Genomic DNA, 23,517 nt, shown 5'->3' with positions numbered 1-23,517 from the left:
CCTATTAATGGATCGGGCCGGCGCTGGGAAACCGGGATACCCGCGGTGGTTGTAGTTGCTGGACGAACCCTTTTGCGTACCTTCGTGGTACGCCGGGCTATGAGCACCGAGTCCGATAACACATCCGCGTTCGGGATCAGTGGCAGCGGTGGGTGGCTCGTCGGCGGGGCGCTCGGCGGTGCGGTCGGGGCCGCCGCGTTCGGCCTTCTCATGTGGCTGTTCGATCCGGACGCCGTCGCCGTTGCGATTCCCGCGATTTACGGGCTCGAACTCACCGGCATCGTCGGCTGGGGAATTCACATCGTCCACGGGATCGTCCTCGGGCTCATCTTCGGGTTCATCGTCACCCGCAAATCCGTTCTCGGCATCCTCCGGACGGACGTCGAGACCGAAGCGCTCTCCCGAACCGGCATGCTGCTGCGCCTCGTCGGTGCCGGGTTCGTTTTCGGAATTGCGATCTTTGCGGTCCTGCCCCTGGCCGTCCTTCCCGTCTGGGTCCAGACGGTGGGGGGCGGAGCGGTCGGAGACTTCCCGACGGCCGCTATCGAGACCCTCCTCGGCCACCTCGTGTTCGGAACCGTCCTCGGACTCGTCTTCGCCGCGATCGTCGACCTCGACAACCGACCGACGGGGCGGCCGCTCGAGGACTAATTCGGCTTCGAACCCACCTCGCCCGGCAGGTGAAGGGGAAACCCTTAACACGGTGTTCCGGAGTAGAGTCCGCGAAGATGCCTCCCGACCGCTCGTCGTCGAACGGGCCGACCACGAACCCAGAGACGATAGATACCGCGTTTCTGGCGCTTCGACAACAGAACTGTCGATTCGTCTGTTACTTTCTCCTCGAGCACGAGACGGCGTCGCTGTCGGAAGTGGCCGACGTCGTTACCGGCTGGATCCACGCCGCGAACGGTGGGATCGCCGAACCACAGCGCCGGAACCAGTGTTACCTGCGACTCTTGCACTCGCACGTTCCGAATCTGGTCGACGTCGGGGTCGTCTCTTACGACGAGCGTTCCGATATCCTCTCGCTGTCGCCCTGTCCGGACCCGATTCGAGAGTTTGCAACGCGAGCCTGTGCGGTGGAAACCGGCTCGTGACTCCCCGTCGACTGCCTGGTCGCTCCGGGTGCGCACCCACTCGCTACGGGTTCACCCGTCCGCCATCGCTCGAGGGGCGAACCCGATGACGCTCTCCGATTACTTCGACCGGATCGAGGGGCCGGTACGAACGGTCACCGTCTATGCGCCCGCACCGAAGCCCGAACTCGTCGACTGGCTCGAGGCGGCGATCAGCGTCGAATCCGTCGACTACCGCTCGCTTCCGGACGCGACGGCGGCCAGTCAGAGCTTTCTCGTCGTCCGCCAGGACGGCGAGTTCAGCGCCGCTATCGGCCTCGAGGCCGTCCGAGATTTTCTCGAGCCGCCGATTCACGAACCCTGGAACGGGGCGCTCGGCGATGTGCCACACCGGCGCGTGATCGAGGTGTTCGACTCGACGGTGTGGCACGCCCTCCAGCGACGGCAACTGCTCGCGGTCAGCCGCGCGATCGAAACTCGGGCCTGGCGGGTCGCCAGCGGCACGCTTCGGGTCGGCTTCCAGCGATCGAGCGCACTCGAGGCGATGGTGCCGGTCTACAGCCGTCTCGCCGCGGAGTCGGCCCTCGATATCGCCGTCTATATCGACGATGAGTGGGACCGACCACCGATTCCGGGCGTAACGATCCACGCCGATTCCGGCGACGAGATCGGCTCGTACTGGATGCTCGTCTTCGACGGCGACGGTGACGAACTCTGGACCAGTGGGCTGCTGGCGAAAGAGCGCGACGACGGCGAGTTCGAAGGGTTCTGGGTCGACGACACGCAACTCGTTGCGAGACTGGAGCGAGCGATCCAGAAAAGCGCCGGCTGACGAGTTGTGGACGAGCGCGGTAGAGCCGATTTCGACGCGTCGAGTCACAAAACGCCGTCTTTCGTCGCCGAACGGTGTTCTTTCTCGCGTTCTGCTCTGCGTTCGTCGGCTAGCCCCGCGGCACAGCCCTCCCACGATCCGCCGGTCGACGATCAGTGCTCGAGGACGCTCTCCCGATCGCTTTCCAGCGGGCTGTCCAGCCCGGCTCCGTCCTCGTCGCCGATCGCGCTATGAATGACGCAACCGGAAAAAACGAGTGAACGAGTGGCTGCGAACGGACGCGTGCCGTTCAGACGGACGTGGTATCGAGATTCCAGCCGGGATCGTGACCGGTGCGTTCGATGTGACTGGACCGACACGCCGGGCAGTAATCGGGCGTGGCGGTGACGCTCCGAGGAACGTAGACCGCGCCGCCACACTCCACGCACGCATCGGAAACGATGGTCGCGCAGTCGGCGCAGATGTTGAAGTCGTCGACCGTGAGTTCGCGCAGGGGTTCGAGTTGTTTATCCAAGAGATACTCGTCGATGGCCGCCTGACAGTTTTGGCACGGTTTCATGACGATGCAGGCTGTCCAATGTGAACGTAACACAAAGGCCTATCGGCTACGCGGACTCTTTTCGTCAGTTCGCACCTCGAGTGTAGCGTGCCGTCACTCTCGAGGTTGCTCGCGACAGAAGTGCGTGGACCGGGATTTGAACCACCTGAAGTCGGTCTCACTTGCTTCGCTCGCGAGCGTCTTCCGGAATTCAAATCCCTCTCGCGCATGTTCTCCTCGCCTCCGTTCGTCGAAAAGTGCGCGGACCGGGATTTGAACCCGGGCCATGAGCTTGGAAGGCTCAGGTCCTACCACTAGACCATCCGCGCGCATCTCCCGATTCTGGTTCCGTGTTTAAGGCGCTTCCGTTTTCGTCCAACCCGCTCGAGTCGGCCATTCCCGACACTATCGATCGAGGTCCCTGCTCGGGCGCGCTCACGCATCCTCGTCGGGGTCCGTCTCCGATCCAGCCACCGTCGCATAGCAGTTGCCGCTCGAGAGCTCCCATTCGAGTACCTCGAGGTCGCTCTCGGCGAGATCGGTTTCGAACTCCTCGGGCGAGTAGATGTGGTAGAACCGATCGACTGGTTCGCCGTCGGGGAGCGTCCACTCGATGGTCGTGTCGAACCCCTCCGTTTCGTCGAACTTGTCGTGGGCGGTCGACCACGCGCTGACGAGCGCGCGACCGTCGGCGGCGATCACGCGCGCGAGTTCGTCGAGGCTGGCCCGGCGAGCCCGTTGCGTCGGGAGGTGATGGAGCGTCGCGACGTAGACCGCGAGGGCCACGCTGTCGGTTGCCAGCGGCAGTTCGGACGCATCGCCCTGACAGAGTTCGACGTCGAACTCGCGTTCTCGCGCGCGCTCGCGACCGGTTTCGAGCAGGCCGCGGCTCACATCGAGTCCGACGACGGGTGCGCAGTGTTCGGTCAGCAGTTCGGCGTGCCGGCAGTTGCCACAGCCGAGGTCGAGACCGACAGCAGACTCGCTTGAATCTGCCGTGCACACGTGCGCGTGCGTCTCAAGGAACGCCTCGACTTCGGGCCAGGCGTACGCTCTGGTAGCGGCGAAGTGCGTCGCAATGCGGTCGTAGGTATCGCGAACGGCGGCCCGTCGGGCCGGGTCGCGGACTCGCCCTCGCTCCTGCTCCTCGGCCATTGTCGATCCTCGTCTCGGGACGCGCAAAAGCGTTCGCAACGACCGTCGGGCCGACCTCGCGCCGGCCGGCGCGGCGGACACCGCGGATCGAGCGTCGAACCGGCCGCAACCCGTCGACGAACGCGAGCGCGGATCGTCCGAATCCCTGATCCGTTGTGCGTTACGTTGATACGGTGGGAGTGCGAACCGTCTGGTACGGAATGAGGCGCGAGCACTTCACACTAGATGTCAACAATGTCGACTGGGTCGAGACCGATAGCGAACCGAGCAAACCCTCGGTAGCGATCAACTTTACTGGCCCGGCGACGATGCTCCGCGAGCGCCTTACCGGTCCCGACGGAGAACTCCTCGAGGCCGGGGAAACCGACGTTGCGCTCCGGCTACAGAAGCCACTGGACACCGATAGCGCAGGCGTCGTGAGCGTAACCAACCGAGTGACCGGGGAGTTCATCCTCGAGCTCAACGAGGACGCTGACGACGTCCTGTCGTTCATCCAGGCTGCTCGCGGCTACGGCGAGGAGGCCCCCGAAGACGACGGGCGGTACGAGGTCGAAATCTCGCTCGACGGTGACGACTTCGTCACCTACGACAAGCGGACGTTCCTCGTCTACGATGACGAGGGAGACCTGCTTCGACAGCACAGTCTGATCCCGAGCGGCGTCGAACTCTAACTCGTCGCGTTCGGTCTGACTTTCGGCGCTCACACGCCAGTGATGCTGAACGGCGGCTATGAGTGGATTACACCGGCCTGAACCGACCGAACGCCGGCAGACGCCGGAGTCATATATGGCGAACGAACACCCGTTTACGACGGCAACTGCGCGATCACCGCCGGAACCCGCCGCGGGCGACGAGATACTCGAACTCGAGGGCGTCGCGAAACGCTACGGCAGCGAAGCGGTCGTCCCCGACCTCTCCCTGTCCGTTCGCGACGGCGAAATTCTCACCGTGCTCGGGCCATCGGGCTGTGGCAAAACGACGACGCTCCGGCTCATCGCCGGCCTCGAGCGACCGAACGCCGGGGAGATCCGACTTCGGGGCGACGACGTTGCGGGGAACGGACGCTTCGTTCCACCGGAAGAGCGCGGCGTCGGCGTCGTCTTTCAGGAGTTCGCCCTCTTTCCCCACCTGACCGCCCGCGAGAACGTCGGCTTCGCCCTTCGGAAACGAGGCGCGGACGAACGCGAGGCCCGCGTTGACGAACTGCTCGAACTCGTTCGTCTCGAGGGCCGCGGGGCGGACTATCCGGACGAACTCTCCGGCGGCCAGCAACAGCGGATCGCCCTCGCGCGGGCGCTCGCTCCCGAACCCGAGATACTGTTGCTCGATGAACCCTTCTCGAACCTGGACGTGGATCTCCGCGTCGAGATGCGCGAGGAGGTGCGTCGAATCATTACGGAAGCCGGCGTCACTGCGGTTTCGGTGACCCACGACCAGGAGGAGGCGCTGTCGATCTCCGATCGGATCGCGGTGATGAACGAGGGCGACATCGAGCAGATCGATCGCCCACAGCGGGTCTTTCAACGGCCCGAATCGCGCTTCATCGCTGACTTTCTCGGCCGAGCCAGCTTCCTTTCGGGAGCGGTCCGCGGTGCCGGCGTCGACACCGCTCTCGGACGCGTGCTCCGCGACGACGTCGACGGCCTCGCCCACCAGTCCGACGGGACCGCCATCGACCTGCTCGTCCGGCCCGACGACGTGACGGCCGTCCCGGCTGCGGGATCCGAAGCCGACGGCCGCGTCGTCTCCCGCCGGTATCTCGGTCCGAGCGTCCTCTATCGCGTCGAACTCGACTCCGGCGATACCGTCGAGTGTATGCACAACCACGCCGACCGGTTCGATCCGGACGAACGCGTCATCGTTCGCATCACCGCCGACCACGAACTCGCGTGGTTCCCCGCTGACCAGCGCGACGAAACGGCGACTGGTGCCGCGGACTGAGCCCGTTCACGGAGATCGAGCTATCCGGTCCGCTTGGCCCCGATCGCGGTGATTTTCGGCGCTGTACTGCCGGTTCCGAACCCGAGCGACGACCACATCGTTCGAATCACAGCCCTCACGAACGGTAACGGCCGAATGCACAGTTTGATGGGCGATCTCCCTCGAGTCGAAGACCATGATCGACAGGAACTGGCGTCGGATCGCAACGGGGTGTGGACTCGCCGCGCCGGTCGTCGCGCTGGGAGTGATCGTTCTCGCAACGCTCATCGCGTCCCCGGAGACGTTCACGTGGCGCGGCCGGGCGCTCTCGGATATGGGACGCTACGAGGCCCGGACCTTCCTGCTGTTCAATGGCGGACTGATCCTCGGCGGGCTGCTCGGCGTCCCCTTCGGCTGGCGACTCTGGCTCGAGAGCCGGAACGTCCTCGAGCGGCTCGGAGTCGTCCTGCTGTGGGCGGCGACCGTCGGACTGATCGGCATCGGCGTCTTCTTCCTCGGCCACACCGAGTTCTACCTCGATACCTATCTGCACGGGGTGGCTGCGGTGCTCTACTTCGGGGCTGCCCCGTTCGCGCAGTGGGTCTACGGAAGCGGACTGGTTCTCGCGGACGAACAGCGACTCGGACTGTACTCGCTCTGGCTCGGAATCGTCCACCCGCTCGTCTGGCTGGGGTGGCTGCTGTCTCGGACCGGAACGAGCGATCCGACGGCGTGGTTTGCGGTTCCGGAGTTCGTCGCCGCCCTCGCCTTCGGGCTCTGGATCGGTCTCCTCGCCCTCGAGCAGTATCAGCGCGCAGACAGCAAACCCGGCAAACAGCGCTTCTAAGCACTCCAGATTCGGTTTGCGTCCGGGTTGCACACAACGTTTAAGCCGAAACCGTCCGTACACGCGGACATGCATAAAGACGAACTCCTCGAGCTCCACGAAGAACTCGTCGTCATCATGGAGTATTTCTCCCAGCGCGAGGACGTCGATGAGGCACTCTTCGATCCCTACCACCAACTCGACGTCGATCCCTCCCACGTCCACAAATCGAAGAGCGAACACAAACACGCCGTCTTCGTCCTCGGAAACGCCCTCGCAAAAGGAATGAGCGAGGACGAGTTCTCGAGCGCCGGCCGAATCGGCAAGCGGATGAAGGAACTCGCTGAGGACGCCGAATCGAAGATATAAGGGCGATCTAGGCGAAACGTATTTAGTCCGGTTCTCGTTTGTTGACGTATGGACTCGCGCACGCAAGAGCGCGTTGAACAGTGGGATTCTCGTTCGTTCAGTGGTGGGTACGATGGTCTGGCCGATCTCGCTGCTGCCGATTTTTCGGGAGCCGTCGTCGCGACCGGAACGTGGCTGTTCATGCTCAACGGCCGCGTCGTCGGCGTCGTCGACGGAGGTATCGAGGATTTCGAGAGCGCGTCGGGAACCGTTTACGAGGCGCCACACCCCTCGCTCCCGCTCCTCTGTGCGATGGAAGAACGGGGCGGCGAAACGAGAGCGAAATACTACACGAACGAGACCGCGCTCCGGGAGGTCGACGAGACGCTCCAGGACGGCTCGTTCACCGGCTACATCGAACTGAGCGAAAACGTCCTCAGCGGCGACTACTACGCCGTCTACTACGGGGGTCGCCGAATGGCGGCCGCCTATATCGGAAACTCCGAACGACTGCTTACCGACGACGAGGCGTTCGACCGAGCCGACGACGAGGTCGGCATCTACGAGGTTCGAACCGTCGATATCGACGTGGCCGACGTCCCGGGGGCAGACGAGAGCGAAGCCGGCGACGGGGACGAAGGGCGAATCGAAACCGGAGTCGACGCCGAGCCGACAGCGAACGCGGTGGCGAAAAGCGAACCTGACGAGCGCCCGGTCGCCCGCTCCGAACCGAAGACGGATCCGACGGAGTCGGCGATCGGATCGATAGACCTCTCGGGGACGGACCCGGATACCACGACAGCCGACGAGACGACCACAGGCACGGCGATCGAGGACATCGCCATCGACGACGCCATCTCGGGTTCGTCGACGCTCGAGGGGACCGGGGAACCGTCGGGAATCACGGCGACCGACGACGCCGAACCGGAGCCGACCTCGAGCGGCATAACCGACGCGGGAGTGGAGACGGACTCCGAACTCGATTCGACGTCCGTCGAAGACGAGCAGGCAGATACCGAACGGACGACCCACGAGTACACCGCCGCCGAGTTGGAATCGGACGATGACCGCACCGGTGGGGACGGTTCCGACTCGGAACGGACCCGACACGAGCCCGCGTCACCGTCGGCCGAAACGGCGGAGGCGAACGCTGGTCCCGGCTCCAGCGGCGGCGAGTCTACCGACGCCACGACTGCGGACGCGGACACGGTCGATTCCGATGAGATCCGGACGGCTGGGGCCGACACCGAGCGCACCGAAGGCTCGGGTCCCGACCCCGCTGCGGTCGCGGAAGCAGCGGAGCAACTGGATCAGAACGATATCTCCTGGACCGAGGACGATATCGAGTCCCAGTCCGAGGACGACGCAGCCGAGGAATCGGCGTCGAATGGCCCCGCCGGCTCGAGGCCAGACCCGACCCCACGACCCGAGAAATCGGAGATTCCGGAGGAGCGGTTCGAAGAAGAAGAGCAGTGGCGCGAAGCGCGCACCATCCCGTCGATCGATCCGGACCACAGCGAGACGGCCGAATCGGGCGGGAGAGACTCGAACGAGAACCACGGTGGGACGACCCAGCGGACGCAAAATCGTCGATCGTCGGGATCGGACGCCGCCGAACAGTCCGACGGCGGATCCCGGAACGCATCGACGTCGGTCACCGAATCGGCGACGGGCTCGACGCAGACTGGTCGACAGCGCCAGCGTTCCACCGAGGGTACCCAGACCCGACAACCGACGGGGCGGACTGATCGCGCCGACGCCGGAGCCGGCACCGACTCGAGCGACGAATCAGCGACGGCGAGCGCCGCCGGTTCGAGCGCCGAACACGACCAGCGGGTTGCGACGCTCACACGGCGACTGGAGACGCTCGCGGAGCAACGCGACGCGCTCGTAGCCAAAGCCGAGGAGCTCGAGGCCGAGCGCGATCAGCTTCGATCGGAAAACGAGGAGCTCTCCTCGACAGTCGAACGGCTCCGATCGAGAGTCGAGACGCTCCAGACCGACCTGGAACGGGCCCGCGAGGCGACCGGCGGTGCGAGCGAGTCGGACGCGAGCACGCAGCTGTCGCCCCAGCGAGCCCTCGCCGAAACGAATCTCTTCGTCCGCTACACCTCGAAGAGTCAGCCGACGCTCGAGACGGCCCACGACGGCCAGGCGGATCGCGACGAGGTCGCCTCGAACCTGCGACTCGAGCACCACACCGGGTTCGACGCGGCCGACGTCGCAGTCGACGGCGAACGCTACGAGGCGTTTCTGACCGGAACGATGGAACACCGGTTCGTCGACTGGCTCACCGCGACGGTGCTCTACGAGATCCGAGACACCGGCAACGCCGACGCGCTGGGGGATCTCTACGACGCGATTCCGCGGATCGATCGCGCCGAACTGGGCGCGACGATCTCGCTCGCGGACGACGATACCGAAGACGTTCCCGACGAGGTAACGTTCGACGTCGTGGCGTTCGACAAGATGGGGAACCCGCTGGTCGTCGCGAACCTGAACGACTCGCGCGAGCCCGCGACGGAACCCATGCTCGAGGAGATGGAAGAGGCGGCCTCGGCTGTCAAGGCGAACTATCCGTCGCTCGCGGCCGCGACCGTCGTCACCTCGAGTTACTTCGACCCCGGCGCGCTCGAGGTGGCAGAGCGGGCGACGAGTAGCGGTCTTCTCAGCCGCGGCTCGAAACTGAGCTACGTCAATCTCTCGCGGAAACAGGGCTATCATCTCTGTCTGGTCGAGTCGCGGTCCGAAGGGTTCCACATGAACGTTCCCGAACTGTGATCGCGCCGAACTGAGCCGGCTGTGCCCGCCGGTCGACGGTGCGGTGATCGTGATTCGTGCGCCGTTCGCTCTCTCGACAGCCGTCACTCGCGAGTATGCAGACGTCCGGCGCTCGAAAAAGCGGGGATTGCTGTCCAGTCTTCGCCCGTGGACAGTCGGGCGGCGAGCGGTCGGTTCGTGGCTCGCTGGTCGACGTCTCGATTCCCAGATCCCCCCGAGATGGCCCGATGGCAACCGTTCAGTCTCGAGTCGGAACTGCGGGAGCGATTAGCCTTCGATTTCGGCGACGTCTTCGATCTTCATCCCGTCGAGCTTGTCCATAATGTCGTCGAGTTTGCCGTCGAGTTCGTCGACGAACTCGGCGGTTCGCTCGGTCTTGATCGCTCCCTGACTGGAGGGCTCGATGAGGTTCTCTTCTTCGAGGACGCGCAGCGAGTAGCGCACTTTGTGGTGCGGGTAGCCCGTTTCGTTCGACATCTTGACGATCCCGATCGGTTCGTTCTCGATAACCATCTTCAGGACCTGCAGATGTCGTTCCAGCATATCGACTTCCTTCTCAAGTCGGTCTATCATGGCATTTGTTAACTTGTCTTTAGACCTTTTAAAAGTTACTCTCGAAGATCGAACAGAACACTGTCAACTAGATGTTCGTTCCTGTCAGTAGTTAACGTTTCCGTTCCCGGAACCGCCGTGCGGTCGGCGCTTTCGGGCCGAGACGGTTGACGATGTCGTTCGAACGGCACAAAGGTACCCACACCCGTGCACATCTCGAGGCGTCGCACCCGTCCATACCGTAATCTGTTTATCGGCCCGGCAAGAACCCGCCGCTGTTATGACCGTCACAATCGTCGGGTCGCAACTCGGCGACGAAGGCAAGGGAGGGGTCGTCGACCTGTACGGCGACGCCGCTGACGTTGTCGCGCGCTATCAGGGCGGCGACAACGCTGGACACACCGTCGTCCACGATGGGGAGAAGTACAAACTATCGCTCGTGCCGTCCGGAGCCGTCCGGGGGAAGGTCGGCGTTCTCGGTAACGGTTGCGTCGTCAACCCCGAGACGCTGTTCGACGAGATCGACACGCTCCGCGAACGCGACCTTGAGCCGGACGTTCGCGTCGCCGAGCGCGCACACGTCATCCTTCCATACCATCGGGCGCTCGACGGTATCGAAGAAGCGGAGAAAGAGGAACTCGCGGCCGGGACGACCAAACGCGGCATCGGCCCAACCTACGAGGACAAGGCGGGCCGCCGCGGCGTCCGCGTGGGAGACCTGCTCGATCCCGAGATCCTGCGCGAGCGCCTGGAGTACGTCGTGCCCCAGAAGAAAGCCCTCGCGGAAGAGGTCTTCGACAAGGAGACCGGCGAGGCGTTCGACATCGACTACCTCTACGACACCTACCGCGAGTACGGCGAACGACTCGCCGAGGAGGACATGACCGTCGACTGCGGGACGTTCCTGCAAGACCGCATCGACGACGGCGATAACGTCATGCTCGAGGGCGCACAGGGGACATCGCTCGACATCGACCACGGGGTCTACCCCTACGTCACCTCCTCGAACCCGACCGCCGGCGGCGCAACCGTCGGCACCGGACTCGGCCCGACCGTCGTCGGCGGCGGCGAGGTCATCGGCATCGTCAAGGCTTACCTCTCGCGGGTCGGCACCGGTCCGCTTCCGACCGAACTCGGCGGCGTCGAGGATCAGACGCCCGACTACGACGACGAGGTGGGCGGCGGGACGGACGAGGAGGAACTCGCGACCTACATCCGCGACGAGGGCGGCGAGTACGGCACCGTCACCGGCCGCCCGCGCCGCGTCGGCTGGCTCGACATGCCGATGCTTCGCCACGCGGCGCGCGCGAACGGCTTTACGGGACTCGCGATCAACCACATCGACGTCCTCGCGGGACTGGACGAGGTCGAGGTCGGTCACAGCTACGAGTTCGACACCGCCGAGCAAAGTTCAGCGAGCGATCAGAACTCGACGAGTTCTGATGGCGGCGACGAAATCTTCACCATGCCCCCGACCACCGAGCAGTGGGGTCGCTGTGAGGCGACGTTCCGCAGCTTCGAGGGCTGGCCCGAGGTCGACTGGGCCGAGGTCGCGAGCGAGGGGTACGAAGCGATCCCCGAGAACGCCCGGACCTACCTCGAGTACATCAGCGACGAACTCGACACGCCGATCTACGCGGTCGGTGTCGGCCCCGGTCGCGGGGAGACCGTTGTCGTCGAGAACCCTTACGAGTAACGCACCGCTCGCGGATCGTCGCGACACGAGCGGCGTTCCCGAAACCTTTTGCTGGAGGCGGCAAGCCTACGTAGTATGAAGGAGTCGTTACTGGAAATCCTCTGTTGCCCGCTGGACAAACACGACCTCGAACTCGAGGATGCCGAGTACGACGACGATGGCGACGAAATCGTCGCGGGCACCCTCGTCTGTAGCGAGTGCGGCGAACGGTATCCTATCGAGGACGGCATCCCGAACCTGCTGCCACCGGATATGCGCGAGGAAACACCGGCCTGACGGCCAGATCAACCCGTGTCTCCAGAGGTCACCGTCCACGTCAACCGCGCATCCGCCGAGTCGCTCGGGGCAGCCGTCGGTCACCTCGAGACGCAGGGGTCTTTTACCATCCAACTACGAAGCCACGGCGCGCCCGCACACGTCCACTGCCGCCTCCACGGCGACATCGAGCGGATCGCAGCGCTCGACACGTCTAACTACTACGTCGAATCGGAGGGAGAAACGATCGTTCCCGTCCGCGTCGACGCCGACGTGATCGACGCGCCCGTCGAGGGGACGCTCGAGGTGCTGACCGGCTACGGATCCGAGTCGCTCTCGATTCCCGTCACCGTCTCACCGGCTCCGGGGCCGGTCGAGATCGACGACTCGCTCGCCGACCCGGCACCGTCCGGCCCCGAACCGACCGTCCTCGAGCGAGCGGTCGACGGAACCGGTCTCGAGCCGGCGACGCTCGCCGTCGTCGCGCTCGGCGTCGTTGCCGTCGGGACCGCCGCGATGGCCGCGGCGGCGATCGGCGGGACGGTCGCGATGGTCGGCCTCGCGGTCGTCGCCATCGGCTTCTGCGTGGCGCTTGCGTTGCTGGTCGTGTGAGCGGACGCGTCCGCTCTCGACTGTTGTAAATCCGTTAAGAATCAGACAGCGAGCGACCGCCACTTCGCACTCCGCCGTCACTCCTCGCGTCGCTCCCGCGTCTCGAGGGTCCCCTCGTCGTCGAAGCGCTTGGCGCGGAGATATCGCGCACGGTAGCGGTTCGCGCCGTCGTTGACGTCCGCCTCGCGAATGTCGTCGGTGCGGCCCTCGGCGACCGCATCGATCAGTTCCGCCAGCTGGTTCAGTTCGCTCGTCGTCAACTCGAGTTCGTAGGTGCGTTCCGCTTCGGATTCGAGGATGGCCCATTTGCGGGCGGCGGCGACGACGAGCGAACACGGCTCGCGACAGGGGAACGGGCCGTCGCCGCCGTCGACGTCGATCGGGTCGTCCTCGTCGTACCCCCATTCGCGCCGGCGCAGACACTGGGAGTCGACGCAGCAGGCTTCGGTCATCCACTCGACGGCCTCGCGGGGCAGTTCGTCGACCACGTCGTAGATGCCCGTCTGGCGCTCGGCCGTCTCGATCCAGTGATCGACGTCCAGACGGCCCCGACGCTCGCGGTGCCAGTTGGCGACCGTCGCGGGGTAGAAAAAGTCGATCGTCTCGACGAGTTCCGCACCCGAGAGGCCGACGAAGGCCCACCCCGAGACCAGCGTGGGTGCGGTCTTCAGCGGGCGGTATCGCCCGTCCTCGTCGTAGGTCGCGATCTCGCGGGCGTCTCGGGGATCGTCGTGAATCTCGAGGTCGCTGAGGTCGCTGTCGGCGTCGTCGACGTGCCAACAGTCGTAGACTCGTTCGCCGGCCGGTTCGTCCGCATCGTCGACGAGACGCGCGGTGAGACACAGCTGTCCCCACTCGCGATCGATTCCGTCGTGGAGCGCCGCGTATCGGTCGGGAACCGCGAGCGTCCCGCCGTCGGCCGACGCCGCACCGCCGGACCGGTCGTCGGTCGACGATGGCTCGGCGGACTCGTCTCCCTCGAGCGGCGCTCGTTCACACCATCGGAGGAACGCCCGGCGAGCGGTTCCCTCGCCGCCGACCCGCTCGCGCCAGTAGCGCCAGTTCGTGACGTACGCAGCGAGCGGCTCGAGCGCCTGCTCGAGGTCGTCTGCTTCGAGGCCGCTCCGTTCGCTCTCGGGCGTCTCGAGGACGTACGCGCCGTCTTCGCGATCGATCCGGAGGCCGTCGAACTCGATCCCCGAGTCGGACTCGACGGCGGCCACCAGCGCCTCGAGATCGGCCGTCGACAGCGTCACCCGTCAGTCCCCCGCCTCGGCGTTCGGTCCCGCGTCGGAGCCACGCCCGCTCTCGCCCGTCAGCGTGACCCCCTCGCGAACGGACTCGAGTGCGCCGCCGATATCGGCCCCGGCGTCCGCCGCCCGCTCGAGGATGACGTCGGCCATCAGCCCCTCCGTGCCGACGGCCCCGGCGTACCAGATGCGGTGCCCGTCGACCTCGCTCGGCACGCCCCAGCCGAGTCGGTAGTCCTCGGTCAATCCCATGTCCTCCGGAATGTCCTCCTGGGTGTGGTAGCCGTCGGCGATAAAGAGCGGGACGACGACGATATCGTCGCACTCGACGTAGTCGGTGACGTCGTCGACCTCGGGTTCCTCGTCCATGAACAGCGCCTTCACCTCGTCGAAGCGACCCCGCTCGCGGATGCGGTCGGTGTGGTACTCGACGGCCTTCGCGGAGTTCTCGTTGCGCTCCGTGCCGTGGCCGACGACCGCGAGACCGAAGCCGTCGCCCACATCGGGGTCCTCGGTGACCGTCTCGGCTCGCTGGACGATGACGTCCGTCATCGCGTCGTGCGTGCCGACCGGGCCGCAGTAGTGGATGGTCTTCCCCACGTCTTCGGCCTCGAGCGTGACCTGGGAGGCGTCGGTCCCGTCCGAGTCCCACCTCTCGGGATCCCACGACTCGAGGCGCAGTTCGCGTGGGATCACCTGCTCGGTGAAGTAGCCCTCGCTGATGAAGAGGGGGACGACGAACACCTCCTCGGACTCGACCGTGCGGATCACCTCGCGAAAGTGCGGTTCTTCCTTCCAGAACGCCTCGCGGACCTCGTCGAACGCGCCCGTCTCGCGGACGGTGTCCGCGTGGGCGTAGGTGGGGTCCGAGGCGTCCGGATTCAGGTGCGAGCCGTGCGCCACGATAACCAGCGCTTTCATACGCGCCCGTTAGGATGGGGACGGTTTATCCGCTTCGCTGTCGGCGCTCGTCGCCGGGTCCGACGGCGGCGCGCTCGATCCCTCACCCGTCAACCGACGGGCGTCACGACGGCACCGAGAGCGCCGTTCGCGCCTCGCAGCTCTCGTCTCTCGCTCGCAACTCCGCGAGCGCGGTGTACTCGCCCGGCTCGGGGGCGGACCACTCCGCCTCGTACGTCGCCGACTCGGCGGGCGCGAGCGTCTCCGAACCGAGCACCTGCGCGAACAGGCGTCCCTCGGTGAACCGCCAGCGTTCGTTCCCGTCGTCCGAGACCACGAACTCCGCCTTACACGCGTCCGTAAACCGGAGTTCGACCGGCTCGGCCCCCTCATTGGTGACGGTGAACGCGAACGATACCGCGTCCGTCGCGCCGTCGACCGCCGCCTCGAGCGATCCCTCGAGCGTCATGGCTCGCGGTTCGGTCCCGTCCGGGATAGGTCTTCCCGAAGCGAAACAGAGCGGGACCGTTGTTCGCGCCGGGCTACCTCGAGAGGACGACGTTGTCGAGGTAGCTCGTATCGTCGCCGGACCGGTACTCGCCGCGGATTCGGAGCACTTCCAAATCGGCGAGGACGGCGCGGAACCGCGCTTCGGTCGCGAACGGCTCCCGACTCGTGAGATCGATCCACGTCGCGTCGGCCGTCAGCGGCGCTTCGAAGGACGTCCACTCCACCCCCGGATTGCTGTCGGGGCCGCGGAACTCGTAGACGAGCCTCTTGTCCCCGCTCGCGAGCAGGATGTCGCCGCCCTCGACCGGTTCGGCGTCGAACTGCTGATCGGTCCGGGCCTGGCGAAGGTCGAACGAGAGCGACCCGCCGTAGAACGCCTCGCGGTCGCCGAGGAATTTGAACGGTGCCTGATAGTACCAGGCGACGCCGCCCTGATTCTCCTCGTCGCTGATGTGGCCGCCGGGATTGCCGTCGCGCTCTCGGTAGACGGGGCGGTTGCTCCCGCCGTTTTGCGAGACGAGCCAGCCGTCGGCGTCCTCGTCGAACGTGCTCTCGACGCGGGTGACCGGCTCGGTGCCGGCGTCGATATCGTCCGTGTGGATCGTCTTCCTGAACGCTTCGGTTCCGTACTCGTCGTAGATACCGATCGTCAGCGTTTCGCCCGATTCGTCGACCTCCACGGTGCCGAAGTTGGCGTATTCGCCTTTCGCGAAGAACTCCGTCGGATTCAACGCGGGATAGAGGTCGTCGGGTTCGCCCGCCGGCGCACCCAGGGGTCCGGCGATAGCCTCGAAGAACTCGAACTCGCCGTCGTCGTCGGGGTCGAACGCGCCTACGACCGACTTGTGGACGTCTCCCGCGACGACGACCAGATTCGAGACGGGCTCCGTCTGCACGTGTTCGATCACCTCGAGGAGTTCCGCCTCGTAGCCGGTTCGATCGGTCGGCGTCGCCCACGAGTCCGACGGATACCCCAGCGGGGCCGGCGAGGCGAGGAGCTTCCACGTCGCATCGGAGTCGGCGAGCGCTCCCTTCAGCCACTCGAGTTGGGCCTCGCCGAGCAGCGTTTTCGAGTCGAGGTCGACGTTCGGGTCGCGGTACTGGCGGGTGTCGATGACGAACAACTCGACGTGTTTCCCCCACCGGAAGGAGTCGTAGAACCGGTTGGATTCGCCGGGATCGGCCCCGTCGTCCCGGTCGAGCGGCCAGTACTCGCGAAAGGCCCGCCGCCCCTCGGGCATCAGCGGCTCGATCGGTCCCGCGAAGTTGTTGATGACTTCGTGGTCGTCCCAGACGGTGTAGACCGACGTCGTCTCGAGGAGTTCCCGCAGGTTCGTTCGCTCGGCGATCTCCGCCGGCGGGTCGCGCATCTCCTTGTACTTCTCCCGGTAGATCTCGAGGGCGTCGTCGATCGGCGTGTCCTCGGTGATCTTCCCGGCCGGCGTCTGCGCGTCGGCGTAGATCGTGTCCCCGTGATAGAGGAAGAAGTCCGGTTCTCGCTCCGCGATCGTCAGCAGGCCCGGGAACGGCGGTTCGACGGGATCGTCACCGTAGCCCCACGTGTCGCCGCTCCAGGCGAAGCTGACGCCCGCTTCGTCGTCCGGTGCCGGTGCCGTGAGAAACGTCCCGCTTTCGACCGCATCGGGGACCGCCCCGTCGGTTGGTCCGTCGCCTCGGCCGCCGCCTTCCGACCCGTTCTGCGGCCCGCCGTCGTTCCGGGTCGACTCGTTCCGGTCTGCCGCCGTGGCGTTTCGGCTCCGGCCTCGAGCGCCGTCGGCGTCGTTTCGTTCGGACAGCGGTCGGTACGACGTCTCTGCCCCCGTCGCCCAGACGTGATAGTGGTAGCGAGTTCCGGGCTCGAGCCCCGACAGTCGGAGCTGTCCGGTGTAATCCGTCTCGTCGTCGACCGTCGTCCGGTCGTAGTTGACGCCGCTAAACGACCGATCGCGGCTGTACGCGACGTGAATCGTCGCGTCGTTGACCGCGCGCGCCCACACGACCGCCGTGGTAGCGGTGACGTCGCCCGCAGCCACGCCGTGGGTCAGCGACACGAGGCCGTCGCCCCGATTCGAGTTCGGTTCGTCCGCGCTCGTTTCACCGACTGCGGTTCCGACCAGGCCGGTCGACGTTGCGGCCAGTCCGATGGTCTGAAGAAACGCCCGTCGGTCGTCATCCGGTTCGCCTCGTCCGTTCGAGTGGCTCTCTGTCATAGACCGCGATAGATCAGTCCTTCGAGTACTACAATAATTTATATATTTTACATATATTAAAATATATAAGTTATAATATGCATATATCTGCTGCTGTATCAGTACGTTGCCGATCGTAGCGGAACGAAACGCGCCACTCTCCGAGGACGGGCGTGCGAACGGCGACCGGTCCGCCGGCGCAACGGAGCGCTACGTCTATTTACGCCCGGCCCGAACCGTCGGCCGTGCAACTGGTCGGCTACGAATCGAGCGGGAACGGCTCGGCGCTCCTGGTCAGCGACGGCGACGGCTGTGAGGTCGAGCGCCGCCCGCTCGAGGCCGGCGACTCCCTCTCCTATTCGCTCGGCTCGCGTCACTGCGCCGGCACCATCGACGACGGCGAGCACGTCGCGTGCGACCGACCGTCGGCCCCCTACTGCGAGTATCACACCAGCACGTGGATCTGTGCCCGCTGTACGGGTACCTGTCTGAAAGACGAGATGGACTGCTATCAAGAACACGCCGTCTACGTCGCCGCGTTCGCCCCCGATACGTTCAAAGTCGGCGTGACGAAGCGTCGGCGACTCGAGACCCGCCTCAGGGAACAGGGTGCCGATCGGGCGGCCCACGTACACACCGTCTCGAACGGCCGGATCGCCCGCGAGATCGAATCCGAAATCGCGACGCGGCTGGTCGATCGGGTTCGAACCGGCTCCAAAGTCGCCGCCCTCGCGAGCGACGTCGACGAGGCCGCCTGGAAGGCCACTCTCGAGGAGTTCGACGTCATCGAACGGTTCGACCTGGACTACGGCCTCGAATGCGAGGCGCGACCGGTCCGCGAAACGATCGCCGCGGGGACCGTCGTCGGCGTGAAGGGGCGACTGTTGGTTCTCGAGCGAGGCGGGACGACCTACGCCGTCGACATGCGCGACCTCGTGGGCTACGATCTCGTCGCGGGCGAATCGACGAGTCGCAACCTCCAGTCCTCGCTCGGTTCGTTCGGCTAGTCCGAAAACTGAGAGAATCCGAGTAGCGCCGCCGAATCGGCGTCGTGCTGGGGATGTTCCGTTATCTTCGTAGAATAATTCGACTCGACTCCCCTAGCGATAGACCGCGCGTCACACGGCTGCTACCGCGAAAAGACGCTGTCGGCCGTCGCCGCCCCGACCACGCTAAAAACGGAGCCGACGCTCACGGCTTTGAAGGTGGTTACCGCCATCGCGGTGGTCGTTTTGCTGGACTCGATAAACGTATCGGGGGCGTCGAACAGGAGCGCGAGAATCGTCACCGAACCGAACGAGACGCACATGAGCGAAATGAATCGGATCGGGATACCGACGACTTCCTGCTCGTCCGTCGCATCACGTTTCGTATCCGCTTTGTACAGCGTCGCGTATCCGATGGCGAACACGATGCTGACCGTCACGAGCGCCTGCACAACGCTCATATTATCCGCCAGATCCCAGACCTCCTCGGTCACGACGAATGGCCCCGCGAGCAGAAACCCGCCGACGATCTGCTGTGCGGAATCGGCGGGTCGGAATCCCCGTGGACGACGCGGCCGTTGTAATCTCACACGCGTGAGTATCGATCCGGTCGTGAAATATCAAGCGATAACGCGGGACGAACGAGGCCGACCCGACACTCCCGGCTTCCGTCATCCGCGTTTCCAGCCCTCGATTCGATCGTTCTCTCCACCGTGATGTGGAAATCCGTCCCGTCGGTTTCGTCTCGTGGAAGCACGCCACCGGACAGCAGTCAGCGGATACTGATCGCGCTTCGTTGCGACCGATCGCCAATACGCCCCGGTACGACCCCGTGTGTCTACCACATGGCAATCCTTTTCCGCGCCGATACAGAATCTGAGGTATGGCCGACGAAAACGAATCCACCGACGACGGAGACGAGGGCGGCGAGGAGAAGTCGTTCCGCGAGCGAGTCGAAGAGATCCGAGAGAAACGAGCCGAAGAGGGAGAAGGCGAGGGTGAGCCCCCGGAGAGTCCGTTCGGCGGCGGCGGTGGCGGCCCCGGCGGCATGGGCGGCGGCGGTAATCCCTTCGCGCAGATGATGGGCGGCATGATGGGCGGCGGTGGCGGCCCCGGCGGTCCCGGCGGTATGGGCGGCGGCCCGGGTGGCCGCGGCGAAGAGGTCGGCAACGAGGAACTCGTCCAAGAAGTCCGGCAGCTCCGCGACGAGATGCGCGACCAGACCCGCGCGCTCAAGCGCATCGCCGACGCGCTCGAGGACAACTAACGAACCCCACGCCGTCCGCGCAGTTTTCGCGGTTTCGTCGACGGACCCGATAGCGCCGGCTCGCTTCGTTACTCGCCGATCATCTCCCCGCGTGTCGCTCGAAGATTTCCGGCCGCCGCCTCGGGGCCGAACGCATCCCGTCATCGAACCGCTGAGCCTCGAGTCCGAGGAGACGCGGAACGTGGGCGCAGATGCCGGTGGCAGCGAAGCGATCACGGAGGAGGGACGAAACGCTCGATCCGCGGCCGAGACGATTACCGGTTTCGGATGGTTTCGAGCGACGGCACGCGACCGTCGATCCACGTCGAGAGCGACCAGCGTCCGACCAGTAGGTGGGCGAGTTCGACGCTGATGTACGCGAGGACGATGCCGGCGACGACGTCGATCGCCCAGTGAATACCGAGATACATGGTCGAAATCGCGACGGAGACGCCGAGGGCGGCCGCGACGAGGTTCCACTTCGGATAGATCTCCCGCGTCCGATAGGCCAGGAACGAAACGGTGGCCGCGAGCGAGGTGTGTAACGACGGGAAGACGTTGGTATTGCGGTTGACCTGTCGCGTGAGGTGTTGGTACTCCGGGTACGTATCGTACAACAACGCCTGGACGAGTTCGGGCATGATGTTTCGCGGGCCGTAGGCGATGACGAAGACGTACAACGCCAATCCGAGCGTGTAGTTCAGCGTGTACGCCGTCAGCAACTCGCGGAGTGGCCGCGTGTTCGAGAGCGCGAAGTAGGCGACGACGGGGAAGACGAGCAAGAAGACGTAGCTGTAAATGTAGCTAAACGAGAAGTACGCCGTCACCGCCGGCGTCGAGTACGATTGGAGCCAGACGATGAACTGGCCCTCGATGTCGTAGATCGCCCACGTCAGGTTCCAGTCGATCATCCACGAGAGATCCGGCACGACCTGCCTGGCGACGCTGTTGAACAGCAAGACGATGGCGAGCACGACCGTGATCGGGGCGGCAGCGCGAATCCTGTCTCGCCACTCGACCCGCGTCTCTCGGAGCCGGTATCGGCCGACGAAGACCGCGGTCGAGAGGAGGACCATGAGCGTCACGACCACGGCCAACTGTACCAGCACTCTGCCCAGCATTACTGTCTCACCCGGAGGTTGCCGTCGCCGTCGTATCGGAAGCCGGCCTCCTCGAACGCCGTCCGTGCCGCGTCCACGTCGACCTCGCCGTCCGAACCGAGGAAGGGCATCTCCGGATCCTCGCCGTCCCACTTGAGGGAGTCGGGAACCCACTCGCCCGTCACCGGCGTCGCAATCGGCGTCGCACGGCCGTGGAACACGTCCTCGACCAGCCACGCCTTGTCGATCAGCCGGGCGATGACCTGCCGAAGTCGCGGGTTCCCGAAGGGTGCCTTGCGCGCGTTGAACCCGAGGTGATAGAACGTCCACGACGGCGACTCGAGCAACTGAACGGCGTCCGTCTCCTCGACGTCGTTGATGACGTAGTTCTCGAGGCGCGAACTCGTGACGTCCGCGCTGCCGTCCTCGATCAGTTGAATCGCCGACGTGCTCCGCGGATCGATCTGAACCCGAAGCTCTTCGACCGTCGCTTCGGACAGGTCGACGCCTCCGCGACGCGTGAAGTGGTCGTCGAAGCGCTCGAAGGTGACGTGTTCGCGCTCGGTGTGACTGCCGTACTGAAACGGACCGCTGCCGACCGGCGGGATGTTGTCCGTCACGACCGCGTCGGTGGTTCCCTGGGCGACGCGAACCCCCGGAACGGCGGCCGTCTCCGCGCGGTCCGCCCAGATATGCTCGGGAAGGACCGGAACCGTCAGCGCGTGTTCGCCGACCGTTCGGGCCGTCTCGAGCGCAAATTCGAGGCGGTACTCGTCGCGTACCGTGACCTCGTCGATCGCGTCGACGCGGCCGCGATAGCGCGGTGCCGGGGCTGGAGACGGGCCGTCGCCACGCATGGTGTCGGCGATGAAGCGATAAGTGAAGGCGACGTCGTCGGCGGTGAGGGGCTCACCGTCGTGGAACGCGCAGTCGGCTCTGAGATCGACGGTGAGCGTCGATTCATCCGTCCACTCCCACTCCTCAGCGAGCCACGGCTCGAGCGATCGGTCGCCGTCGATAGTCGCGAGCGAGTCGTACAGCAGATCGACGAACGTCCCCCGGTCGCGGTACTCGGCGTTCAGCGGGTTGAGGTTCTGTGACGGGCGAGAATCTAAGTTGACGGCCCGAAGCAGGTCGCTACTCTCCTCCGTTTGCGGTTCGAGTCCGAGGTAGCCGTGTCGCGTGGTGAGATCGCCCTCCGACCAGTTGTCGAATCGGTCGGTCCTGGCGAGTCGGTGCTCGATCGGGCTGCAGATGGGAACGAACGGCTGTTCGATGGCCACCGCCTCGAGCATCGTCGCGACGGCGTCGCGACGGGACTCGTCGTCGGCCTCTCGCTGGGTCTCGAGTAAGTCGTCGACCAGCAGGTTCGTAAAGCCGAAGGGATTCTGCCAGCCGGATTCGTCGGCGTACAGCGAGTGCAACGCCTCGTACAGAAAGTCCGGGTCGGTCCCGCCGGGATGCTGGCCGACGTAGACGTCGAAGTCGTGATTGATCAGGACGGCCCGCAGAAACTCCTCGTTGGACCGCATCTCGATCGAGGTGTCGACGCCGACGGCCTCGAGCACCGCGGCGATCTCTCGAGCGAGCCGAATGCTCTCCCGGTCACCGTCCGCGGGGAGGGTCGTGATCGTCAGGGAGAGCTGTTCGATATCGTCCCGGTTGACGATGCTCCGAAGCTGGCGGACGCAACCGCTGGTCGAGGCCGTCAGCCCGACGGCTCCGGCCAGCGCAGCCCGACGGCTGATTCCGCCCGTAGCGTCGCTGTCAGCGCTATCTCCGACACTGGTTCCGCCAGCCGTACCCCGTTCATCACTCATTCCGATCGTTTGTCACAGTTCACTGACGGCGGTATAACAGTATTACGCTGCCGGTCCGCGAGGCGTCGAGTCGCGAGCCCGTCCCGGTTGCGGGTTAGCGTCGGTCGGTTCCGGTCACCCGGTCGTACAGGTCCGACAGCGACCAGCGGCCGACCAACTGGTAGGAGACGTAGACGCAGAAGGCCGCGAGAGCGAGCCCAGCGACGACGTCGACCGCCCAGTGAATCGCCAGATACATCGTCGAGATGATGACGCTGGTAGAGAGCACGAGGGCGACGGGGAACCACTTCGGATAGCTCGAGCGGGTGATGAACGCGAAGACGCCGACCGTCGCCGAAAGCGACGTGTGGAGCGACGGGAAGACGTTGGTGTTCTGGTTGACTTCGCGAGTGACGTACTGGTACTCCGGACTGTGGTCGTAGAGGACGGTGGCCAGTTCGCCGGCGAACACGTTTCGCGGGCCGTACGCGATCACGAGCATGTACAGGACGACGCCGAGCGCGTAGTTGAGCGCGTAGGCCGTCATCAGCCGTCGGAACGCCTTGGTGTCCGAGAGGGCGAAGTACGCGATGGCCGGGAAGATCAGCAAAAACGTGTAGCCGTAAACGTAGATGAACGAGAAGTATTCCGTAAGCTCCGGCGTCGCGATCTCCTGAAAGATGAGGACGAAGTCCCCCTCGATACTGCGGATCGTCGAGGTCATGTGGGTCGTGAGGCTGAGCTCCGGCTGCTCCCACCGCATGATGCGGTTGAACACCAGCACGACTAGCAAGACGAGAATGGTCGGACCGGAGGTCCGAACCCGAGCGCGCCACTCGGTTCGCGTTGTTTCGAGTCGCTCCCGGCCGACGAACAGCGCAATCGAGAGCAACAGCAAGACCGCGACGACGATTACGAGGTTAGTCAGTACCTCAGTCAGCATCAG

At 65.1% G+C, this 23,517-nt stretch carries 24 protein-coding genes and 1 tRNA gene; 13 read left to right on the top strand and 12 right to left on the bottom strand.

Going from position 1 to position 23,517, the window contains the following annotated elements; genetic code table 11:
• Nucleotides 1-99: 99 nt before the first annotated feature.
• The 3 genes from DWB23_RS08515 to DWB23_RS08505 all read left to right on the top strand — a co-directional run bounded on the left by DWB23_RS08515 (nt 100) and on the right by DWB23_RS08505 (nt 1,908).
• The gene (locus DWB23_RS08515; RefSeq protein WP_121742392.1) at nt 100-651 is read left to right on the top strand and encodes a hypothetical protein; all 552 of its coding nucleotides are present in this window, start codon (nt 100-102) and stop codon (nt 649-651) included.
• Nucleotides 652-728: 77 nt separating this feature from the next.
• Nucleotides 729-1,097 carry a DUF7344 domain-containing protein gene (locus DWB23_RS08510; protein WP_121742391.1) on the top strand — a complete coding sequence of 123 codons (369 nt, stop codon included), beginning with the start codon at nt 729-731 and terminating at the stop codon, nt 1,095-1,097.
• 85 nt (nt 1,098-1,182) lie between these two features.
• Nucleotides 1,183-1,908 carry a DICT sensory domain-containing protein gene (locus DWB23_RS08505; protein ID WP_121742390.1) on the top strand — a complete coding sequence of 242 codons (726 nt, stop codon included), beginning with the start codon at nt 1,183-1,185 and terminating at the stop codon, nt 1,906-1,908.
• A 289-nt stretch (nt 1,909-2,197) separates the two neighbouring features.
• On the opposite strand, the gene DWB23_RS08500 is transcribed toward DWB23_RS08505, so the two are convergent.
• The 3 genes from DWB23_RS08500 to DWB23_RS08490 form a co-directional block, all read right to left on the bottom strand.
• A complete protein-coding gene (locus DWB23_RS08500) occupies nt 2,198-2,467 on the bottom strand; it encodes a DUF7571 family protein (protein WP_121742389.1) in 270 nt (89 codons plus the stop codon).
• 237 nt (nt 2,468-2,704) lie between these two features.
• Nucleotides 2,705-2,775 (bottom strand) — tRNA-Gly (locus DWB23_RS08495).
• Nucleotides 2,776-2,881: 106 nt separating this feature from the next.
• Entirely contained in the window at nt 2,882-3,601 is a 720-nt protein-coding gene (locus DWB23_RS08490; protein ID WP_121742388.1) for a class I SAM-dependent methyltransferase, read from the bottom strand.
• 200 nt (nt 3,602-3,801) lie between these two features.
• Between DWB23_RS08490 and DWB23_RS08485 the strand changes: the two genes are divergently transcribed.
• The 5 genes from DWB23_RS08485 (at nt 3,802) to DWB23_RS08465 (ending at nt 9,476) form a co-directional block, all read left to right on the top strand.
• Nucleotides 3,802-4,272, top strand: coding sequence for a DUF5793 family protein (locus DWB23_RS08485; RefSeq protein WP_121743054.1), 471 nt, complete (start codon nt 3,802-3,804; stop codon nt 4,270-4,272).
• A 115-nt stretch (nt 4,273-4,387) separates the two neighbouring features.
• Nucleotides 4,388-5,542, top strand: coding sequence for an ABC transporter ATP-binding protein (locus DWB23_RS08480; RefSeq protein ID WP_121742387.1), 1,155 nt, complete (start codon nt 4,388-4,390; stop codon nt 5,540-5,542).
• A gap of 175 nt (nt 5,543-5,717) precedes the next feature.
• On the top strand, nt 5,718-6,368 hold the full coding sequence (locus DWB23_RS08475) for a DUF998 domain-containing protein (protein WP_121742386.1): 651 nt from the start codon (nt 5,718-5,720) through the stop codon (nt 6,366-6,368).
• Nucleotides 6,369-6,437: 69 nt separating this feature from the next.
• The gene (locus DWB23_RS08470; protein ID WP_121742385.1) at nt 6,438-6,716 is read left to right on the top strand and encodes a UPF0058 family protein; all 279 of its coding nucleotides are present in this window, start codon (nt 6,438-6,440) and stop codon (nt 6,714-6,716) included.
• A gap of 48 nt (nt 6,717-6,764) precedes the next feature.
• On the top strand, nt 6,765-9,476 hold the full coding sequence (locus DWB23_RS08465; protein WP_121742384.1) for a DUF7527 domain-containing protein: 2,712 nt from the start codon (nt 6,765-6,767) through the stop codon (nt 9,474-9,476).
• Nucleotides 9,477-9,743: 267 nt separating this feature from the next.
• On the opposite strand, the gene DWB23_RS08460 is transcribed toward DWB23_RS08465, so the two are convergent.
• On the bottom strand, nt 9,744-10,049 hold the full coding sequence (locus DWB23_RS08460; RefSeq protein WP_008163294.1) for a hypothetical protein: 306 nt from the start codon (nt 10,047-10,049) through the stop codon (nt 9,744-9,746).
• Between the two features lie 259 nt (nt 10,050-10,308).
• On the opposite strand from DWB23_RS08460, the gene DWB23_RS08455 reads away from it, so the two are divergent.
• The 3 genes from DWB23_RS08455 (at nt 10,309) to DWB23_RS08445 (ending at nt 12,591) form a co-directional block, all read left to right on the top strand.
• Nucleotides 10,309-11,724, top strand: a complete 1,416-nt coding sequence (locus DWB23_RS08455) for an adenylosuccinate synthase (RefSeq protein ID WP_121742383.1) — start codon at nt 10,309-10,311, stop codon at nt 11,722-11,724.
• Between the two features lie 75 nt (nt 11,725-11,799).
• Nucleotides 11,800-12,000 (top strand): methytransferase partner Trm112, encoded by a 201-nt coding sequence (locus DWB23_RS08450; protein WP_121742382.1) that lies wholly within the window; start codon nt 11,800-11,802, stop codon nt 11,998-12,000.
• Between the two features lie 15 nt (nt 12,001-12,015).
• Nucleotides 12,016-12,591, top strand: a complete 576-nt coding sequence (locus DWB23_RS08445) for a DUF7524 family protein (protein WP_121742381.1) — start codon at nt 12,016-12,018, stop codon at nt 12,589-12,591.
• A gap of 77 nt (nt 12,592-12,668) precedes the next feature.
• On the opposite strand, the gene DWB23_RS08440 is transcribed toward DWB23_RS08445, so the two are convergent.
• The 4 genes from DWB23_RS08440 to DWB23_RS08425 form a co-directional block, all read right to left on the bottom strand.
• On the bottom strand, nt 12,669-13,847 hold the full coding sequence (locus DWB23_RS08440; RefSeq protein ID WP_238717372.1) for a DR2241 family protein: 1,179 nt from the start codon (nt 13,845-13,847) through the stop codon (nt 12,669-12,671).
• 3 nt (nt 13,848-13,850) lie between these two features.
• On the bottom strand, nt 13,851-14,762 hold the full coding sequence (locus tag DWB23_RS08435; RefSeq protein ID WP_121742380.1) for a CbiX/SirB N-terminal domain-containing protein: 912 nt from the start codon (nt 14,760-14,762) through the stop codon (nt 13,851-13,853).
• Between the two features lie 103 nt (nt 14,763-14,865).
• The gene (locus DWB23_RS08430) at nt 14,866-15,210 is read right to left on the bottom strand and encodes a BsuPI-related putative proteinase inhibitor (RefSeq protein ID WP_121742379.1); all 345 of its coding nucleotides are present in this window, start codon (nt 15,208-15,210) and stop codon (nt 14,866-14,868) included.
• 73 nt (nt 15,211-15,283) lie between these two features.
• A complete protein-coding gene (locus tag DWB23_RS08425; protein ID WP_121742378.1) occupies nt 15,284-17,461 on the bottom strand; it encodes an alkaline phosphatase D family protein in 2,178 nt (725 codons plus the stop codon).
• Nucleotides 17,462-17,685: 224 nt separating this feature from the next.
• On the opposite strand from DWB23_RS08425, the gene DWB23_RS08420 reads away from it, so the two are divergent.
• Nucleotides 17,686-18,447, top strand: coding sequence for a DUF2797 domain-containing protein (locus tag DWB23_RS08420; protein WP_121743052.1), 762 nt, complete (start codon nt 17,686-17,688; stop codon nt 18,445-18,447).
• Nucleotides 18,448-18,569: 122 nt separating this feature from the next.
• On the opposite strand, the gene DWB23_RS08415 is transcribed toward DWB23_RS08420, so the two are convergent.
• Nucleotides 18,570-19,016 carry a DUF2391 domain-containing protein gene (locus DWB23_RS08415; RefSeq protein WP_121742377.1) on the bottom strand — a complete coding sequence of 149 codons (447 nt, stop codon included), beginning with the start codon at nt 19,014-19,016 and terminating at the stop codon, nt 18,570-18,572.
• A 293-nt stretch (nt 19,017-19,309) separates the two neighbouring features.
• Between DWB23_RS08415 and DWB23_RS08410 the strand changes: the two genes are divergently transcribed.
• Entirely contained in the window at nt 19,310-19,693 is a 384-nt protein-coding gene (locus DWB23_RS08410; RefSeq protein ID WP_121742376.1) for a hypothetical protein, read from the top strand.
• Nucleotides 19,694-19,947: 254 nt separating this feature from the next.
• Here DWB23_RS08410 and DWB23_RS08405 read toward each other — a convergent pair whose 3' ends face one another.
• The 3 genes from DWB23_RS08405 to DWB23_RS08395 form a co-directional block, all read right to left on the bottom strand.
• Entirely contained in the window at nt 19,948-20,793 is an 846-nt protein-coding gene (locus tag DWB23_RS08405) for a phosphatase PAP2 family protein (protein ID WP_121742375.1), read from the bottom strand.
• The gene (locus DWB23_RS08400) at nt 20,793-22,592 is read right to left on the bottom strand and encodes an ABC transporter substrate-binding protein (RefSeq protein ID WP_121742374.1); all 1,800 of its coding nucleotides are present in this window, start codon (nt 22,590-22,592) and stop codon (nt 20,793-20,795) included. Before DWB23_RS08400 ends, DWB23_RS08405 begins: the two co-directional genes overlap by 1 nt.
• Before the next feature lie 94 nt (nt 22,593-22,686).
• Entirely contained in the window at nt 22,687-23,514 is an 828-nt protein-coding gene (locus DWB23_RS08395; protein WP_121742373.1) for a phosphatase PAP2 family protein, read from the bottom strand.
• Nucleotides 23,515-23,517: the final 3 nt, after the last annotated feature.

The sequence above is a fragment of the Natronorubrum halophilum genome (assembly GCF_003670115.1).
GTDB classification, from domain to species: domain Archaea; phylum Halobacteriota; class Halobacteria; order Halobacteriales; family Natrialbaceae; genus Natronorubrum; species Natronorubrum halophilum.
Note: the sequence above shows the minus strand (reverse complement) of the source record. Positions and strands in the feature narration are given on the sequence as shown.

Bases quoted from the DNA above. Each gene is read 5' to 3' on its own strand.
- DWB23_RS08515 (WP_121742392.1), top strand. From the start codon at position 100: ATGAGCACCGAGTCCGATAACACATCCGCGTTCGGGATCAGTGGCAGC.
- DWB23_RS08510 (WP_121742391.1), top strand. From the start codon at position 729: ATGCCTCCCGACCGCTCGTCGTCGAACGGGCCGACCACGAACCCAGAG.
- DWB23_RS08505 (WP_121742390.1), top strand. From the start codon at position 1,183: ATGACGCTCTCCGATTACTTCGACCGGATCGAGGGGCCGGTACGAACG.
- DWB23_RS08500 (WP_121742389.1), bottom strand. From the start codon at position 2,467: ATGAAACCGTGCCAAAACTGTCAGGCGGCCATCGACGAGTATCTCTTG.
- DWB23_RS08490 (WP_121742388.1), bottom strand. From the start codon at position 3,601: ATGGCCGAGGAGCAGGAGCGAGGGCGAGTCCGCGACCCGGCCCGACGG.
- DWB23_RS08485 (WP_121743054.1), top strand. From the start codon at position 3,802: ATGAGGCGCGAGCACTTCACACTAGATGTCAACAATGTCGACTGGGTC.
- DWB23_RS08480 (WP_121742387.1), top strand. From the start codon at position 4,388: ATGGCGAACGAACACCCGTTTACGACGGCAACTGCGCGATCACCGCCG.
- DWB23_RS08475 (WP_121742386.1), top strand. From the start codon at position 5,718: ATGATCGACAGGAACTGGCGTCGGATCGCAACGGGGTGTGGACTCGCC.
- DWB23_RS08470 (WP_121742385.1), top strand. From the start codon at position 6,438: ATGCATAAAGACGAACTCCTCGAGCTCCACGAAGAACTCGTCGTCATC.
- DWB23_RS08465 (WP_121742384.1), top strand. From the start codon at position 6,765: ATGGACTCGCGCACGCAAGAGCGCGTTGAACAGTGGGATTCTCGTTCG.
- DWB23_RS08460 (WP_008163294.1), bottom strand. From the start codon at position 10,049: ATGATAGACCGACTTGAGAAGGAAGTCGATATGCTGGAACGACATCTG.
- DWB23_RS08455 (WP_121742383.1), top strand. From the start codon at position 10,309: ATGACCGTCACAATCGTCGGGTCGCAACTCGGCGACGAAGGCAAGGGA.
- DWB23_RS08450 (WP_121742382.1), top strand. From the start codon at position 11,800: ATGAAGGAGTCGTTACTGGAAATCCTCTGTTGCCCGCTGGACAAACAC.
- DWB23_RS08435 (WP_121742380.1), bottom strand. From the start codon at position 14,762: ATGAAAGCGCTGGTTATCGTGGCGCACGGCTCGCACCTGAATCCGGAC.
- DWB23_RS08430 (WP_121742379.1), bottom strand. From the start codon at position 15,210: ATGACGCTCGAGGGATCGCTCGAGGCGGCGGTCGACGGCGCGACGGAC.
- DWB23_RS08425 (WP_121742378.1), bottom strand. From the start codon at position 17,461: ATGACAGAGAGCCACTCGAACGGACGAGGCGAACCGGATGACGACCGA.
- DWB23_RS08410 (WP_121742376.1), top strand. From the start codon at position 19,310: ATGGCCGACGAAAACGAATCCACCGACGACGGAGACGAGGGCGGCGAG.
- DWB23_RS08405 (WP_121742375.1), bottom strand. From the start codon at position 20,793: ATGCTGGGCAGAGTGCTGGTACAGTTGGCCGTGGTCGTGACGCTCATG.
- DWB23_RS08400 (WP_121742374.1), bottom strand. From the start codon at position 22,592: ATGAGTGATGAACGGGGTACGGCTGGCGGAACCAGTGTCGGAGATAGC.
- DWB23_RS08395 (WP_121742373.1), bottom strand. From the start codon at position 23,514: ATGCTGACTGAGGTACTGACTAACCTCGTAATCGTCGTCGCGGTCTTG.